Source organism: Brevundimonas sp. 2YAF1, assembly GCF_052114745.1.
In the GTDB taxonomy this organism is placed as follows: Bacteria; Pseudomonadota; Alphaproteobacteria; order Caulobacterales; family Caulobacteraceae; genus Brevundimonas.
This window is the reverse complement of the sequence record NZ_JBFRFI010000001.1, coordinates 63484-80040: the sequence shown is the minus strand read 5'-3', so window position 1 is coordinate 80040 and position 16557 is coordinate 63484. Positions and strand designations below refer to the sequence as shown.

General features: G+C 67.3%; 16 protein-coding genes. 13 read left to right on the top strand and 3 right to left on the bottom strand.

Going from position 1 to position 16557, the window contains the following annotated elements; all coding sequences use genetic code 11:
• Positions 1-88 precede the first annotated feature (88 nt).
• A complete protein-coding gene (fabG, locus tag AB4Y68_RS00360) occupies positions 89-829 on the bottom strand; it encodes a 3-oxoacyl-[acyl-carrier-protein] reductase (protein WP_441453038.1) in 741 nt (246 codons plus the stop codon).
• 122 nt (positions 830-951) lie between these two features.
• Positions 952-1896, bottom strand: coding sequence for an ACP S-malonyltransferase (gene fabD, locus AB4Y68_RS00355; RefSeq protein WP_441453036.1), 945 nt, complete (start codon positions 1894-1896; stop codon positions 952-954).
• A gap of 716 nt (positions 1897-2612) precedes the next feature.
• On the opposite strand from fabD, the gene rpsF reads away from it, so the two are divergent.
• The 8 genes from rpsF to alr all read left to right on the top strand — a co-directional run bounded on the left by rpsF (position 2613) and on the right by alr (position 10943).
• On the top strand, positions 2613-2993 hold the full coding sequence (gene rpsF, locus AB4Y68_RS00350; protein WP_178827467.1) for a 30S ribosomal protein S6: 381 nt from the start codon (positions 2613-2615) through the stop codon (positions 2991-2993).
• Positions 2994-3004: 11 nt separating this feature from the next.
• Positions 3005-3283 carry a 30S ribosomal protein S18 gene (rpsR, locus tag AB4Y68_RS00345; RefSeq protein ID WP_114816677.1) on the top strand — a complete coding sequence of 93 codons (279 nt, stop codon included), beginning with the start codon at positions 3005-3007 and terminating at the stop codon, positions 3281-3283.
• Between the two features lies 1 nt (position 3284).
• The gene (gene rplI, locus AB4Y68_RS00340) at positions 3285-3869 is read left to right on the top strand and encodes a 50S ribosomal protein L9 (protein WP_114816678.1); all 585 of its coding nucleotides are present in this window, start codon (positions 3285-3287) and stop codon (positions 3867-3869) included.
• A 364-nt stretch (positions 3870-4233) separates the two neighbouring features.
• The gene (locus AB4Y68_RS00335) at positions 4234-6636 is read left to right on the top strand and encodes a TonB-dependent receptor plug domain-containing protein (protein WP_441453033.1); all 2403 of its coding nucleotides are present in this window, start codon (positions 4234-4236) and stop codon (positions 6634-6636) included.
• A gap of 231 nt (positions 6637-6867) precedes the next feature.
• On the top strand, positions 6868-7239 hold the full coding sequence (locus AB4Y68_RS00330) for a hypothetical protein (protein WP_441453031.1): 372 nt from the start codon (positions 6868-6870) through the stop codon (positions 7237-7239).
• 53 nt (positions 7240-7292) lie between these two features.
• Positions 7293-7670, top strand: a complete 378-nt coding sequence (locus tag AB4Y68_RS00325) for a hypothetical protein (RefSeq protein ID WP_441453029.1) — start codon at positions 7293-7295, stop codon at positions 7668-7670.
• A gap of 123 nt (positions 7671-7793) precedes the next feature.
• On the top strand, positions 7794-9293 hold the full coding sequence (locus tag AB4Y68_RS00320) for a replicative DNA helicase (protein ID WP_441453027.1): 1500 nt from the start codon (positions 7794-7796) through the stop codon (positions 9291-9293).
• A gap of 612 nt (positions 9294-9905) precedes the next feature.
• A complete protein-coding gene (alr, locus tag AB4Y68_RS00315; protein ID WP_441453025.1) occupies positions 9906-10943 on the top strand; it encodes an alanine racemase in 1038 nt (345 codons plus the stop codon).
• 4 nt (positions 10944-10947) lie between these two features.
• Here alr and AB4Y68_RS00310 read toward each other — a convergent pair whose 3' ends face one another.
• A complete protein-coding gene (locus tag AB4Y68_RS00310; protein ID WP_441453023.1) occupies positions 10948-11589 on the bottom strand; it encodes a Yip1 family protein in 642 nt (213 codons plus the stop codon).
• A 161-nt stretch (positions 11590-11750) separates the two neighbouring features.
• Here AB4Y68_RS00310 and radA point away from each other — a divergent pair, with 161 nt between their 5' ends.
• The 5 genes from radA (at position 11751) to AB4Y68_RS00285 (ending at position 16493) form a co-directional block, all read left to right on the top strand.
• A complete protein-coding gene (gene radA, locus AB4Y68_RS00305; RefSeq protein ID WP_441453021.1) occupies positions 11751-13127 on the top strand; it encodes a DNA repair protein RadA in 1377 nt (458 codons plus the stop codon).
• A gap of 34 nt (positions 13128-13161) precedes the next feature.
• Entirely contained in the window at positions 13162-13698 is a 537-nt protein-coding gene (locus AB4Y68_RS00300) for a CvpA family protein (protein ID WP_441453019.1), read from the top strand.
• An 81-nt stretch (positions 13699-13779) separates the two neighbouring features.
• Positions 13780-15285, top strand: coding sequence for an amidophosphoribosyltransferase (purF, locus tag AB4Y68_RS00295; RefSeq protein ID WP_441453017.1), 1506 nt, complete (start codon positions 13780-13782; stop codon positions 15283-15285).
• A 6-nt stretch (positions 15286-15291) separates the two neighbouring features.
• The gene (locus AB4Y68_RS00290; RefSeq protein WP_441453016.1) at positions 15292-15633 is read left to right on the top strand and encodes a VOC family protein; all 342 of its coding nucleotides are present in this window, start codon (positions 15292-15294) and stop codon (positions 15631-15633) included.
• A 98-nt stretch (positions 15634-15731) separates the two neighbouring features.
• Positions 15732-16493: an SDR family NAD(P)-dependent oxidoreductase gene (locus AB4Y68_RS00285; RefSeq protein ID WP_441453014.1), complete on the top strand. Its 762-nt coding sequence runs from the start codon at positions 15732-15734 to the stop codon at positions 16491-16493.
• The last annotated feature ends 64 nt before the right edge of the window (positions 16494-16557 follow it).

Here is a 16557-nt window from a genome sequence, read left to right as displayed (position 1 = left end):
TCACCGCCGCGAAGCGTTCCCGCCCTTTAGCACAGCCATCGGGGCGGGAAATAGATTGTTGCGCGTCGTGAACGTGACGCGCAACGCCTTAAATCATCGCCATGCCGCCGTTCACGTGCAGGGTCTGCCCCGTGACATAGGCGGCTTCGTTCGACGACAGATAGACGGCGGCGGCTGCGATTTCCTCGCCCGTGCCCAGACGGCCCGAGGGAATCTTGCCCAGAATGGCCTCGCGCTGCTGGTCGTTCAGCACGTCGGTCATCGGCGAGGCGATGAAGCCCGGCGCGATGCAATTCACCGTGATCCCGCGCGAACCCACTTCCTGGGCCAGCGACTTGGAGAAACCGATCATGCCGGCCTTGGACGCCGAATAATTGGTCTGGCCCGGGTTGCCGGTCACGCCGACCACCGAGGTGATGCCGATGATGCGGCCCGAACGGCGCTTCATCATCCCCTTCACCGCCGCGCGGGTCAGGCGGAAATAGCTCTCCAGATTGATCTGGATGACGGACTGGAAATCCTCGTCCTTCATCCGCATCAGCAGGCCGTCCTTGGTGATGCCGGCGTTGGCGACCAGGATGTCCAGCGGACCGCCGGCGGCTTCCTCAGCCCGCGCCACCAGCCCATCGACCGATTCCGCGTCCGACAGGTTGGCGGCGGCGAAGAAGGCGCGCTCCCCCAGTTCCTTGGCCAGATCAGCCAGCACCGCTTCCCGCGTCCCCGACAGCACCACCGTCGCGCCCTGAGCGTGCAGCGAGCGCGCAATGGCCCCGCCGATGCCGCCGGTCGCGCCGGTGACCAGGGCGATCCTTCCCGAAAGGTTGAACATCAGATTCTCCTCTTCCTTCTCCCCTTGCGGGAGAAGGTGGCCCGCAGGGCCGGATGAGGGGTCGCACCGACCCCTCCATTAATCTCGTTGCTTGCGTACCTTCCCCCTCAACGGGAGAAGGATCAAAGGCTTTTCGCGAACGCTTCCAGGTCTTCCGGCGTATTCAGCGCCAGGCTCTCGGCGTCGGGCGCGATGCGCTTGGCCATGCCCGTCAGGACCTTGCCCGAGCCGATCTCGGCGAAGCGGGTCACGCCGCCTTCAGTCGCCATCCACTCCATGCTCTCGCGCCAGCGCACGCGGCCCGTGACCTGCTCGACCAGCAGGCGGCGCAGGACTTCCGGGTCCGTTTCCGGGCGAGCGGTGACGTTGGCAACCACGGCGACCCGAGGCGCGATGATCTTCGCGTCCGCCAAAGCATCAGCCATCTCATCGGCGGCAGGCTGCATCAGCGGACAGTGGAAGGGCGCCGAGACGTTCAGCGGGATCGCCCGCGCGCCCAGTTCCTTGGCCTTCTCGATGGCGCGGTCCACGGCGGCCTTGTCGCCCGAGATGACGACGTTGCCGTTGTTATTGTCGTTGGCGACGACGCAGACGCCGACTTCCGAACCGGCTTTCGCGGCGGCTTCGGCCAGGGCCAGATCAGTCTTGGGACCGATCAGCGAGGCCATCGCGCCCTTGCCCACCGGCACGGCGCGCTGCATGGCCTGACCGCGCAGCTTCAGCAGACGCGCGGTGTCCGACAGGCTGATCGCCCCGACCGCCGCCAGAGCCGAATATTCGCCCAGCGAGTGACCGGCGACGAAACCCGCCTTGGTCACGTCCACGCCGAACTCGACCTTCAGCACCCGCACCGCCGCGGCCGAGACGGCCATCAGGGCCGGCTGAGCGTTCTCGGTCAGGGTCAGCTGGTCTTCCGGGCCTTCGCGCATCAGGTCGAACAGCTTCTGGTTCAGCGCGTCGTCGACCTCGGCGAAGACCTCGCGGGCGCTGGCGAAGGCGTCCGCCAGGGCTGCGCCCATGCCGACGCTCTGGCTGCCCTGTCCGGGGAAGAGAAGCGCGAGGGTCATAGGGGAACGATCCGTGGTCCGTTGATTCAAGGGGGCGAGGCGTAGGCGAAACCCGCCCCTACGGCAAGAAGTCGCCCTCTCGAACCGGAACCTTCCGCACAACCGAACGCGCCGATCCCAATGAATTACGGGGATTGGACGGTTCTAGCATCCGTCAACGCGGGCCCGCCTGAACCTGAGCAACAATAGCGTCATGACACGTCGCACCGCTGCTCATTCAAAACCCTCCCCCGTTCTCGGGAAAGGAGACCGCCAAAGGCGGTGGAGGGCGGCGGCCACAGGCACAACCTCTCTCGCCAAGCCCGTCCTTGAACTCATACCGTGCGCGCGCGATCTCGCCCCCTTCACCATGCTTCGCACGACGCCCCTCCCCCGCTGCGCAAGGGAGGATCGCCACCCTGTCTCGGCGCGCCATGGGAAAAGCGGAGGACAACGGACGCTCCCGCCGATGGCGCCTATTGCACCAATTGCACTGTTTTTTTTCGTCGCGCAGTGCAATGCGGTCCTCCATCGAGGGTCGCGACATGTCGCCTGATCGACCGTCATCCTTGCCCTTGCGGCCCTTTTCCCCTATACGCGCCGCCTTTCCAGGGCTTCGGTCCTGTTGCGGAACGCCAAAGGGTTCGGGAAGTCATCCCGGCCGCCGCTTCAGGAGCCATCGTGGATAGGACTTACCCGGTCCGTTTCACGCCGATGCCCACAAGGGAGACTACCGCATGGCTCTTTACGAGCACACGGTCATGACGCGCCAAGATATCTCGGCGCAACAGGCCGAAGCGCTGAACGACACCATCAAGGCTCTGATCGAAGAAGGCGGCGGCAGCGTCGCCAAGATCGAGTACTGGGGTCTGCGCAACCTGACCTACCGGGTCAAAAAGAACCGCAAGGCTCACTATTCCCTGCTCGCTCTGGACGCCCCGGCTGCCGCCGTGGCCGAAGTCGAACGTCAGCTGTCGCTGAACGAAGACGTCCTGCGCTGGCTGACCGTCCGCGTCGAGGAACTCGACCTGGAACTGTCGCCCCTGCTGGCCCGTCGTGAACGTGAGCGCGATCGTGATCGCCCCGCGCGCACCGACGAAGCTGCGGCTTCGGAATAAGGAACCGGATCATGACCGACACCACTGCCCCCTCGCCGGGCGCTCCGGCTGGCTCCGGCGCCGCCGGCCGTCGCCCGTTCTACCGCCGCCGCAAGGTCTGCCCGTTCTCGGGCGCCAACGCGCCGAAAATCGACTACAAGGACGTGAAGCTGCTGCAGCGTTACGTTTCCGAACGCGGCAAAATCGTGCCCTCGCGCATCACCGCCGTTTCCGCCAAGAAGCAACGCGAACTGGCCAAGGCCATCAAGCGCGCTCGCTACCTGGCCCTCCTGCCGTACGTGGTGAAGTAAGATGAAGGTCGTTCTGCTGGAACGCGTCGAGAACCTCGGCGCCATCGGCGACGTCGTCACCGTCAAGGACGGCTTCGCTCGTAACTACCTGCTGCCGCGCGACAAGGCTCGTCGCGCGACCTCGGCCAACCTCAAGGCGTTCGAACTCGACCGCGCGGCTATCGAAGCCCGCAACGAGAAGAACAAGGCCGACGCTCAGAAGGTCGCCGACAAGATCGACGGCCAGACCTACGTGATGATCCGTCAGGCCGGTGAAACCGGTCACCTGTACGGTTCGGTCGCCGGTCGCGACGTGGCTGAAATCATTCAGTCCGAAGGCGGCAAGGTCGAGCGTTCGCAAGTCGTGCTGAACGTCGCGATCAAGGCCCTGGGCGTCCACGAAGTGCCGGTTCGCCTGCACCCCGAGGTTCGCGCCACGGTCAAGATCAACATCGCGCGCTCGGCCGAAGAAGCCGAACGTCAAGCCAAGGGCGAGGATGTCATCCGCGCCCAGTTCGACGACGAGCGTAACGCCGCAGAGCAGTCCGCCAAGGAACTGATCGAAGGCGGCGCTGGTCAACAAGAAGGCTTCGGCGACGAAGCCTGATCTGTCGACTGACGGTATCAATCAAGGGGCGCGTCCAGCCGGGCGCGCCCCTTTTTCTTGGCTGCTCGGTTTAGATTTTCTACGCATTTACCTACGGATTCTCGATACCCCGCGCCGCTTTCGCACCGTAATATCGCCATGGCTCATCCTCCCCGGTGGGCAGGAGACGATGATGCGAATGCGCTACTACGCCGACACACACCGCCCGGTTGTTCGACCGACGTGATGTCCAGTCCGCCGCTGATCGCCTTCCGGCCGGTCCGCCGCCGGCCCTGACCACAAAGACAATCGACGCAGTCTCACGCCGCCGGTCAACGGCGGCGCCCGATCCTGTGCGTCCAATCAGAAAAGCTGACTTCTCGAGATGCCCCGTCCCTTCGCCTACCGTTCCAGTCTGTTTCTCGCCGCATCCGGCGCCGCCCTGCTGATCGCGGGCGCGGCCTCAGCCCAAGAAAACCCCGCCGACGCCTCCACCGTCGACGACGTGGTCGTTACCGGCAGCCGCGTACCCAGCCGCTCGCGCCTCGACACCCTGGCCCCCGTCGATGTCGTGACCGCCGAGACCCTGTCGAACCGTGGCACCACCGAGTTCGCCGCCGCCCTGGCCCAGACGGTCCCGTCGCTGAGCTTCGCCCGCCCGTCAGCCAACGACGGTTCGGACTCGGTCCGCCCCGCCACCCTGCGCGGCCTGTCGCCGGACCAGACCCTCGTCTTGCTGAACGGCACGCGCCGGCACGCCTCGGCCCTGGTCAACGTCAACGGCACGGTCGGACGCGGCTCGGCCGCCGTCGACCTGAATGCCATCCCGACCGTCGCCCTGAACCGGGTCGAGGTGCTGCGCGACGGCGCCTCGGCGCAATACGGCTCGGACGCTATTGCCGGCGTCATCAACCTCCGCCTCAAGGAGGCCCGCGAGGGCGGCGGTGCCAGCGTCACCTACGGCCAGTACGCCACGACGGTGAAGACCGCGCGCGGCAAGCGTGACGAGACTGACGGCCGCACCGTCACCGCTTCGGCCTGGCAGGGACTGGGCCTGGGGTCCGACGGCTTCCTGACCCTGTCCGCCGAGTATTTGAACCGAGAGCCGACCAACCGTTCGGACCTGGACCCGCGCGTCGCCCCGAACGCCGTCACGGCCCGCCTGGGCGATCCCAAGGTCGAGCAGTGGACCGTCTTCGCCAACGCCGGCAAGCCGCTGGCGGCGGGCTGGGAGGCCTATGGCTGGGCCGGCTATCAGGATCGCGATAGCCAAGGCGCCGCCTTCCCTCGCCTGGCCGACAACGCCAACAACGTCGTCAGCGTCTATCCCAGCGGCTTCCTGCCCGAGATCGCCATCAACTCGCGCGACCTGTCGCTGGCCGGCGGCGTCAAGGGCGAGATCGCCGGATGGAACTCTGACTTCAGCCTGGTCTATGGCCGCAACGCCCTGGACTTCCGCACCGAGGACTCGCTGAACGCCACCTATGGCGCGGCCTCGCCGACCAGCTTCGATTCCGGCAGCCTGATCTATGACCAACTGGTCTTCGGCGCCGACTTCACCCGTCAGTTCGAGGTCGGCCTCAGCGGCCCGCTGAACTTCGCCTGGGGTCTGGAAGCCCGCCGCGAAGGCTACAAGATCGAGGCCGGACAGCCGGAATCCTGGAACCGCGGCCCCTTGGGCGGCAACACCGCCCTGGCTGGCGGCGCGCAGGGCTTCGTCGGCTTCCAGCCGTCGAACGAGGTGGACGAGGACCGCAACGCCGTCGCCCTCTACGCCGACGTCGAAATCCCGCTGACCGACAGGTTCACGGTCTCGGGCGCCCTGCGAGTCGAGGACTATTCCGACTTCGGCGACGCCCAGACCGGCAAGCTGGCCGCGCGCTACGACTTCACGCCGAACTTCGCCCTGCGCGGCTCGGTCTCGACCGGCTTTCGCGCCCCTTCGCTGCAACAGAGCTTCTTCACCTCGACCTCGTCCGTCATCCAGAACGGCGCCGTGGTCGAAACCGGCACCTTCCCGGCCACCAGCGACGTCGCCACGGCGCTGGGCGCCAGGGCGCTGAAGCCCGAGACCTCGACCAACTATTCGCTGGGCGCGGTGGTCCGGCTGGGGAACTTCGACCTGACGGTGGACGCCTACAAGATCACCATCGAGGATCAGATCGTCCTGTCCGAACTCATCAACCACAGCTTCTCGCCCCAGGTCGCGGGCCTGCTGGACCTGCGGAGCGTGCAGGCGGCGCGCTTCTTCCTGAACGGGGTGACGACCGAGACCGAGGGCGTGGACATGGTGGGCCGCTATCGCCTGCGGACCGAAAGCGTGGGTGATTTCGACTTCACCGTCGCCGCCAACGTCAACGACGTCAGCGTGACCAAGCTGCCGACCTCCTCGTCGGTGCTGAACCCGGTGCCGACCCTGTTCGCCCGCAGCCGCATCCTCACCATCGAGGAAGGCACGCCGGACACGAAGGTTTCGGCCTCGGCCGACTGGAGCCTGGGCCGGTGGGGCGCGACGGCGCGGGCGACCTATTACGCCGACGTGCTGCAACCGGGTTCGACCCTGGCCAATGACTATTCGACCGGGGCCAAGACGACGGTCGATCTGGAAGGCCGCTTCCAGATCACGGATCGCGTCGGACTGGCGATCGGGGTCGATAACGTCTTCGACGAATATCCTGACTTCGTCCCGGCCAGCCTGAACAGCAACGGCGTTCTGGGTTTCCCCTACTATTCGCCCTTCGGCTTCAACGGGCGTTACGGCTACGCTCGCCTGAGCGTGAAGTGGTGACGGCAGGAGACGACGCACGCGAGGAGGGCCTGCCGTCCTCCTCGTGCCGGACCCTGCTGCTGGGGGGGCTGCGGCGGCGTCCCGCCCGGCCGAGGCGTTGGGCGGCGAGGTGGAGCGGGTCTATCCCAACACCCTGCCGACGGCGCCCCTGGAAATCTGACCGCGTTCGACGGTCATTGTTCCGCCATCGAAGTTGGGCCAAGCTTGGCCTTTCCAATTCGGAGGGTCCCTATGAAAAAAACCACGCTTGCCCTCGCCGTCGTCGCCAGCCTCTGGGCGACCGGCGCCAGCGCCATGACGGTCCAGGAGTTCCTGACCTCGGCCAATCGCATCCCGCGCAATCCAACCGCCCTGCTGCGGTCCGACACGCGGCGGCTGATGACCGAGATGAATACTGCTCTCAAGACCGTCCGCGACGAACAGAAGGCCGCCCAGGCATCAAACCGACGCGCCGCCACCTGCATTCCCGAAGGCACCAAGATCAGCCTGACGCCCGACATGATCATGAACCGCTTCAACGCCATACCGGCGGCCCGCCGCAACATCAGCGTGACCCAGGCGGTGGGGGAATGGATGGCGGAACGCCACCCTTGCCCGGCGTGAACTGACGCCAAAGTCTCGCTTGCCTCAGGGACACCCCGTACCATCTCTGTCTGATGTCGCTGCGCGCGTTCCTGATCGCGGTCGCCCTGTGGCTGGCTGCTGTGTCGCCCGTCATGGCCGAGGCCATGACGGTGCAGCAGTTCATGACCATTGCCGACCGGATCCCGCACAATCCGTTGGCCATCCTTCGCCCTGACACCCATCAACTGATCGGCGAGGTCAAACAGGCGGTGCTGACGGTCAAGGCCGAGCAGGCCTCGGCCATCCAGGCCGGTCGACGGCCCGCCACCTGCATTCCACCGTCAGGCACGGGCATCACAGCCCAGACCCTGATGGCGCGCTTCAATAGCCTACCCGCATCGCGCCGCCAGGACAGCATCACCCAGGCCGTGCGCGACTGGATGGCGGAACGCTATCCCTGCCCGGGCTGAAGCGGCCAGCGCCGCTGATCGCACAGGGGTTTTCGGGACCGTCCACAGACGCTGGCGGAGTGTCCACCACGACGGCGGCGCCCGCGTCTGACGTAAGCGCCGCTTAAGGCTATGCGTAATCCGATGAACGCCTTCGCTCCCCTGCCCTACGGAAACGCCGATCAGGTGTCCGTCTCGTCGATGCCCCATAACCTGGAGGCGGAGCAGGCGCTGCTGGGCTCGCTGATGTTCGACAACGCCGTGTTCGAGCGGCTGAGCGACCGCCTGCGCGGCTCGCACATGTACGAACCCTTCCACCAGCGGCTGTTCGAGGCGATCGAGGACCATATCCGTCAGGGAATGCTGGCCGAGCCGACCATCCTGATGGAGCGGTTCAAGCAGGACCCGGCGTTCCAGGAATTCGGCGGCCTGCGCTACCTCGCCGATCTGGTCGACCGCGCACCCCCGGCGGCCAACGCTCCCGACTACGCCCGCGTCATCTATGACCTGGCCCTGCGCCGCGACCTGATCCGCATCGGCGGCGAGATGATCAAGGAGGCGCCCAACCCCGAGACGCCCGCCGACGAACAGATCGAACAGGCCGAACACACCCTCTATTCGCTGGCCGAGACGGGCAAGCCGTCGTCGGGCTTCGTCAACTTCTCCACCGCCCTGGCCGGGGCCGTCGAGATGGCGGGCGAGGCCTATCAGCGCGAGGGCAAGCTGGCCGGTCTGGCCACGCGCCTGGACGATCTGGACCAGAAGCTGGGCGGCCTGCACCCCTCCGACCTTCTGATCCTCGCGGGCCGTCCCTCGATGGGCAAGACGGCGCTGGCGACCAACATCGCCTTCAACGTGGCCCGCAACTATCGCTGGGAGCCGACCCCGGATGGCGGACGCAAGACCGTCGACGGCGGCGTGGTCGCCTTCTACTCGCTGGAAATGAGCGCCGAACAGCTGGCCATGCGTATTCTGGCCGACGCCTCCGGCGTGTCGTCGGACAAGCTGCGCAAGGGCGAGATCGACTCGTCCGACTTCGGCAAGATCCGCGACGCGGCGGTCGAGATCGGCGAAAGCCCCCTCTACATCGACGCCACCGGCGGCCTGTCCATCTCCAAGCTGGCGGCCCGCGCGCGGCGCCTGAAGCGGATGGAGCATGGCCTCGACCTGATCGTCGTCGACTACCTCCAGCTCGTGACGACCGGCGACAACAGCCAGAAGAACCGGGTGCAGGAAGTGTCCGAGATCACCGGCGGCCTGAAGGCCCTGGCCAAGGAACTGTCCGTACCGATCATCGCCCTGTCGCAGCTGTCGCGTCAGGTCGAGAACCGCGAGGACAAGCGGCCCCAGCTGTCCGACCTGCGTGAATCCGGCTCAATCGAGCAGGACGCCGACTGCGTCATGTTCGTCTATCGCGAGAGCTACTACCTGGGCCGCGCCGAACCGCGCGAGGGCTCGGAAGAACACCTGAAGTGGCAAGAAGACATGGACCGGCTGGAGCACCAGGCCGAGGTCGTGATCGGCAAGCAGCGTCACGGCCCCATCGGCATCGTCAAGCTGGCCTTCGACGCCAACACCACCCGCTTCGGCAACCTGGCCCACGACGGCCGCTACGGCGGCGCCTTCTCGGATATTCCCGAGTAAGGACCGGCGTCGCATTGCACTGCGCAAAGAAAAAAACAGTGCAATTGGTGCAATGGAAACGGGCGACGAACTGACTTGCCCTCCCGATGGGAGAGGGCCTGAGCCTCGGAGAGCGTAGCGATCCGTCAAGGCAAGGGGTGAGGGACCAAGGTGTCAGTCGACGCGAGTCGTGACGAAGGACGGCGCGACGGCTTACGCCGAAGGCAGTCGAGGAACCCTCATCCGGCCCTGCGGGCCACCTTCTCCCAACGGGAGAAGGAAAAGTGGGAAGCGCGGCTGAAGCCCTTTGACGGGCGGCGGCGGATGGCGATGTCAAAGACCGGCGAGCGCCAATCTAGGCCAGAGACGGACTACGGCGCGCTGGCGGACACCGCCGGCACGCAATCCCGGACGGTTCAAGGGATTGAGGGCGGTTCATAGGCGAGCTGACGCCTCTCGGCCGTCATCCTCGGGCTTGACCCGAGGATCGAATTTTCCGCGTGCGCGAGGCTGGATAGGTCGAGCGCGCGCCTCCGCTCGATCCTCGGCTCAAGCCCGAGGATGACGGGCAGAGTGGGGAAACCCGCGCCAAAGCCGGTGGCGCCGCACGAAACTTGCGGCATAAGGGGGCTCATGTCCCTCCCCGCCTCCCTCACCGTCGATCTCAGCGCTCTGGCGCGCAATTTCCACACCCTGCAGGGCCTGATCGGCGTGCCGGTCAATCCGGTCGTCAAGGCGGACGGCTACGGCCTGGGCGCTGGCACCGTGGCCAAGCGGCTGATGGCCGAGGGGGCGCGGACCTTCTTCGTGGCGCGGGCGGCTGAGGGCGTGCTCTTGCGCGACGCCATCGGGGCCGAGCCGGTCATCTATGTGCTGGACGGCTGTCACGGTCAGTCGGCGGCCCTGATCAAGGCCGCCAACCTGCGCCCCGTACTGAACCAGCCGGGCCAGATCGAGGCCTGGACGGCGGCGGGGGGCGGCGCGTGCGGCCTGCAACTGGACACCGGCATGAACCGGCTGGGCTTCCGCGTCGAGGACGCGCCCGAGCCGTTCGACGGGCTGGAGTTGGTCATGACCCACCTGGCCTGCGCCGACGAACCGGCCCATCCGATGAACCGGGCTCAGCGCGACGCCTATGCGGCGGCGGCAGCGCGCTATCCCGGCGTGACGCGGTCCTTCGCCAACTCCGGCGGCTGCTTCCTGGGACCCGACTTCGCCTTTGACGTGGCGCGGCCCGGCATATGCCTGTTTGGCGGCGGACCGGAGGGCAGGCCCGACAGCCGCATCGCCCCGGTGGCGACGCTGAACGCCCAGATCATGCAGGTGCGCGACGTGCCGCCAGGCGAGACGGTCGGCTATTCACAGGGCTATCGCGCCGAGGCGCCGATCCGCGTGGCGACCTGCGGCACCGGCTATGCCGACGGGGTGATGCGCGCCAACAGCCCGCGCGGTCAGGTCTGGGTCGCGGGCGAGTTGCGCCCCATTATCGGTCGGGTGTCGATGGACGTGCTGGCGGTGGACGTCACCGGCCTGGACGTGGCGGCTGGCGACACGGTCGAGGTCTTCGGCGCCAACCGTCTGGTGGACGACGCGGCGACGGCGGCGGGAACCATCAGCTATGAGTTGCTGACTTCGATCACGCCGCGCGTGCCGCGCCTCTACGTCAGCTAGGGGGTCAGTTGAGGGCCATCGCGCCCAGGCCGACCGTGCCGACCACGAAGCTGGCGACCACGGCGGCGGCGATGGCGCTGACCACGATCCACAGCACGATGGCGGAGATGACCACGACCGCGGTGTAGCCCAGCGCCTTGTCCTGCGACGTCTTCATTAGCGTCGGCAGGCCGAGGTAGAGCAGATAGAAGCCATAAAGGCCCAGCAGGCCGCCCAGCCAGGCCAGCGTCGGGAACAGGTTGAAGACCGAGGCCACCCAGGCCGCCGTCATCGAATAGACGGCGACCTTCATCGCCTGCACCCTGTCCTTGGTCCCGTTGAAGGTCGGGGCCAGGGCGTCGATGATCAGGCTCAGAACGAAGACCGACAGCAGCGACAGGCCCCAGGCGACGATGGCGCCCAGCACGCCGCCGACCGCCGGCGTCCGCATCACCGAGCCGAAGATGTGGATCGGGAACAACTGCCCGCCGATCAGGCCAGCGACCGGGCCGATCGCGGCCAGCAGCATGGCGTAGCGGGCGAACAGGCTACGCGGCGTGGCGTATTCAGCCTCGATGACCGGCCATTCCAGCTTGGGCCGCATCAGGATGTTCTTCACCCGGGCGACGAGGCCCGGATCGATGGCGGGCGGGTTCGGAGCGGTCATGGCGGCCTCGGCGGGGGTTGAGTCGTAACAGCGCTATAGCGTGGCAGGATGACGGGCATATGCGGCCCAATGCAACCCGCGCGCGTCGCCTTGCGTCAGATCCGGTCGCAGCTCCGCGCATCGCCCCTCGCCCGCGTGGCGATTCCTGCTAGGTCAGGAGCATGGCGCGCGACTCCCTTCTCTATGTCTGTCAGTCCTGCGGGGCGGTTCACACCAAGTGGGCGGGGCAATGCTCTGGCTGCGGCGAGTGGAACAGCCTGGCCGAGGAGTCAAAATCGGCCCCGCCCGGCGCGATGAAGCCGGCCTCGACGGCGCGCGGACGCGGCCTGCAGTTCGAGACCCTGCAATCCGACACCCCCGAGCCGCCGCGCATCGTCACCGGCGTGACCGAGTTCGACCGCGTCTGCGGCGGCGGCGTGGTGCCGGGCTCGGCCATCCTGCTGGGCGGCGATCCCGGCGTCGGCAAGTCCACCCTGCTGCTGGAGGTCACGGCCAAGGCGGCGCGCAACGGCGCCCGCGTGGCCTATATCTCGGGCGAAGAAGCCATCGAACAGATCCGGGCGCGGGCCAAGCGGATGGGGCTGGCCGACGCCAACGTCGCGCTGGCCTCGGCCACGGCGCTGCGCGAAATCCTGACGACGCTGAAGCGCGACAAGTTCGACATCGTCATCCTCGATTCCATCCAGACCCTGTGGTCCGACGCGCACGAAGCCGGTCCCGGATCGGTGACCCAGGTCCGCGCCTGCGCCGCCGAACTGGTGCGGCTGGCCAAGGACAACGGCCCGGCCATCGTCCTGGTCGGCCACGTCACCAAGGACGGCCAGATCGCCGGGCCGCGCGTGGTCGAGCACATGGTGGACGCCGTCCTCAGCTTCGAGGGCGAGCGCGGCTACCCCTTCCGCATCCTGCGCGCGGGCAAGAACCGTTTCGGCGCGACGGATGAGATCGGCGTCTTCGAGATGAGCGACGTCGGTCTGCGCGAAGTCGCCAATCCGTCGGCTCTGTTCCTGGGCGAGGGCAAGACGCGCGCGCCAGGCGCAGCCGTCTTCGCCGGGATCGAGGGGTCGCGCCCGGTTCTGGTGGAGATTCAGGCGCTGGTCGCGCCCTCCGCCTACGGCACGCCAAGACGGGCAGTCGTCGGCTGGGACAATGGGCGCCTGGCCATGCTGCTGGCGGTGCTGGAGGCGCGCTGCGGCATCGGCTTCGGAGACAAGGACGTCTATCTGAACGTGGCCGGGGGGTTGCGGATCAACGAGCCCGCCGCCGACCTGGCCGCCGCCGCCGCCCTGATTTCCTCAGCGATGGATATGCCCCTGCCCCAGGGCTGCGTCGTCTTCGGCGAGATCGGCCTGTCGGGCGAGGTTCGCGCCGTCGGCCGCGCCGAGGCTCGGCTGCGCGAGGCGCAGAAACTGGGCTTCGACCATGCCCTGACCCCGCCGCAGGCCAACGGCAAGACCAGGAAGAAGGGCGACGTCGCCGTCACCTCCATCGGCCTGCTGACCGAGGCGGTCGAGCGAATCTCTCAGAACCGCTATTGAGGCCGTCCATCTTCCTCCAACGATTGCAGTGCGCGTGACCGGCTACGACGTCTTCGTCATCCTGATGCTTCTGGCATCATGCGCCGCCGGCTGGTTCCGGGGCGGCGTGCGCGAGCTGACGGCCCTGTTCAGCTTCTTCCTGGCGGGACTGCTGGCATTGATCACCTTGCCGTGGACGGCGCCGCTGGGGCGGTCGCTTGTCGATCCCGACTGGGCCGGGTCGGTGCTGGCGGTGGGGCTGACGTTTCTGATTCTCTATTTCGGCCTGCGCTTCCTCGGCTCGGCCATTTCCAAGGGGGCGCGCGGCCATGCGCTTGGCCTCGTCGATCAGGTCTTCGGTCTGGCCCTCGGTCTGGTGCGGGCCCTGGCTCTGGTCGGCGCGGCGCACCTGACCATCATGGGCGTCATGACCGACAATCCCCCGCGCTGGCTGACGCAGGCCGCCCTGGCCCCGGTCAGCGCCAAGGCCGCCCACGCTATCCAGATCGTGCTGCCGACGCTCGGAAAAGGCGCCGACGCGCTCACGCCGGTCGTCGGCTCGTCTGTCCGCGAAGGGTTTTCGGATCGATGAGCCTTGCCCCCGCCCCAATAGCGGACTACGTGCGCGGCGCCGCCGCCTGAGTTATCCTGTCCCGGTCATCGGAGCCTGACGATGCGCCACCATATCGCCGATCCCATCGTTCACCGCGAACACTGGCGCGAGCCGGAGGATGACCAGCTGCGGTTGGAGTGCGGCGTCTGCGGCGTCTGGGGCGCGCCAGAGAACGAGGCCTCTTCCATCGTCGCCCTCGGCCTGCACGCCCTGCAGCATCGCGGCCAGGAAGCCTGCGGCATCGCCAGCGTCCATGACGACCGCTTCTACACGGAGCGCCATCAGGGCCTCGTCGGCGAGGCTTTCGGCAACGCCGAACTGACCACCCGCCTGCCCGGCGGCGCTGCGGTCGGCCACACCCGTTATTCCACCGCCGGCGGCAGCTTCCTGCGTAACATCCAGCCGATGTTCGCCGATCTGGACCAGGGCGGCATTGCCATCGCCCACAACGGCAATCTGACGAATTTCAAATACCTGCACGGCCAGCTGGTGTCGGAAGGCGCGATCTTCCAGTCGACGTCGGACTCCGAGGCCATCCTTCACCTGATCGCCCGCAGCCGTAAGGCCAAGATCATCGACCGCTTCATCGACGCCCTGGGCCGGATCGAGGGCGGCTACGCCCTGGTCGCCCAGACCCGCTACAAGATGATCGGCGCCCGCGACCCGCTGGGCATCCGCCCGCTGGTGCTGGGCAAGGTCGGCGAGGCCTGGGTGCTGGCGTCCGAGACCTGCGCGCTCGACACCATCGGCGCCACCTTCATCCGCGATGTCGAACATGGCGAAGTGGTCGTGATCGACGAGGAAGGCCTGACCTCAATCAAGCCCTTCCCGGCCCGCGCCGCCCGCCCCTGCCTGTTCGAATACGTCTACTTCGCCCGCCCCGACAGCGTGGTGAACGGTCGCTCGGTCTATAACGTCCGCAAGGAAATGGGCCGCCGCCTGGCGCGCGAGTTCCAGGTCGACGCCGACGTGGTCGTGCCGGTGCCAGACTCGGGCGTGCCGGCGGCTCTGGGCTATGCCCAGGAAAGCGGCATCCCCTACGAGATGGGCATCATCCGCAGCCACTATCTGGGCCGTACCTTCATCCAGCCCAGCCAGGGCGCCCGGCAGAAGGGCGTGCGCATGAAGCACAGCCCCAACCGCGCCGCTCTAGAAGGCAAGCGCGTCGTGCTGATCGACGACTCGATCGTGCGCGGCACCACCTCGCTGAAGCTGGTTCGCGCCGTCCGCGCGGCGGGTGCCAAGGAGGTGCACCTGCGCTCGGCCAGCCCGCAGATCCTCTTCCCAGACTTCTACGGCATCGACATGCCCGAGCGGACGCAGCTGATGGCCGCGACCCATACGATGGACGAGATGCGCGCCATCCTCGAGGTCGACTCTCTGGGCTTCCTGTCCATCGACGGCCTCTATCACGCCATGGGCGTCGGGCCGCGCGACCCGGCCCAGCCGCAGTTCACGGACCACTATTTCACCGGCGACTATCCGACCCGGCTGCTGGACCGCGAGATCGAAGAAGGCGGCCGCGACGCCCGGGGTTCGCAACTTTCCCTGCTGGTGACCGCTTAAGGCGGGATGATCCAGCTCGGCTACTTCACCCTCGACACCCCTGACGTCGAAAAGGCCCGCGCCTTCTATGCGGGCCTGTTCGGCTGGACGTTCGACGAAGAGGCCTCGCACCCTACCTATGCCCATGTGAGCGGCGGCCAGCCGGCCTTCGGCATCACCAAGGGCGAACACAGGGCGTTTCCGCATCTCTATTTCCGCGTGGACGACATTCACGCCGCCTGCGCCCGCGCCCACGAACTGGGCGGTCGCGCCGCCATACCCGCCGAAAGCCCGTCCGGCCTGTCCGCCGTGGTCAGCGACGATCAGGGCGTCAGCTTCAGTCTGTGGCAGCCGGCGCCGGGTTACTAGATCCCTCTCCCGCCGGGAGAGGGATCTAACCGCCATCAACCTTCGCCAATCTCAGCCTTGTTCTTTCAACCCGCGACGGGGCGCGCTATCAGCGGCCCATGTCCGAACACGCCTCCCTCCCCCTCGCCAACCGTATCGCCCTGGTCGTCGGCGCCTCGCGCGGCATCGGCTATGAAAGCGCCTTGGCGCTGGCCAAGGCCGGCGCCCACGTCGTGGCGACCGCGCGCACGCAAGGCGGCCTGGAAGAGCTGGACGACGCCATCTTCGCCGCCACGGGCCAGCACGCGACCCTGGTCCCGTTCGACCTGGTGGACGGCGGCGCCATCGACCGCCTCGGCGGCGCCCTGTTCGAGCGTTTCGGCAAGCTGGACATCTGGGTCCAGGCGGCTGCGACCATGGGTCCGTCGGGCCTGACGCCGGTGGCGCATGCCGAGCCGCGCGAGTTCGCCAAGGTCGAGAAGATCAACTTCACCGGCGTCTATCGCCTGATCCGCTCGCTGGAGCCGCTGCTGCGCGCCTCGGACGCCGGACGCGCCATCTACCTGACCTCGAGCGTGGCCACCGCCCCGCGCGCCTTCTGGGGCATGTATGCGGCGACCAAGGCCGGGGCCGAGGCCCTGGTCAAATGCTGGGCCGACGAGATCGAGAGCACCCCCGTCCGCGTCGCCGTGGTCGATCCGGGCCGGATGCGCACCCAGTTGCGCGCCCAGGCCTTCCCGGGTGAAGATCCGGAAACCCTGCCCCATCCCTCCGAGATCGGTCCCCTGATGGTGGAACTGGCCCGCCCCGACTTCACCCCGCCCCTGACCGTCAGCTTCAAGGACTGGAAGCACGGCCTGTCGGCGGACGCCCTGGTCTAGAGGGCTCCATGTCGATCCAGTCGCCGGGGGGCCGACTTTCAGGACCGACAGCACAATCCGTTCG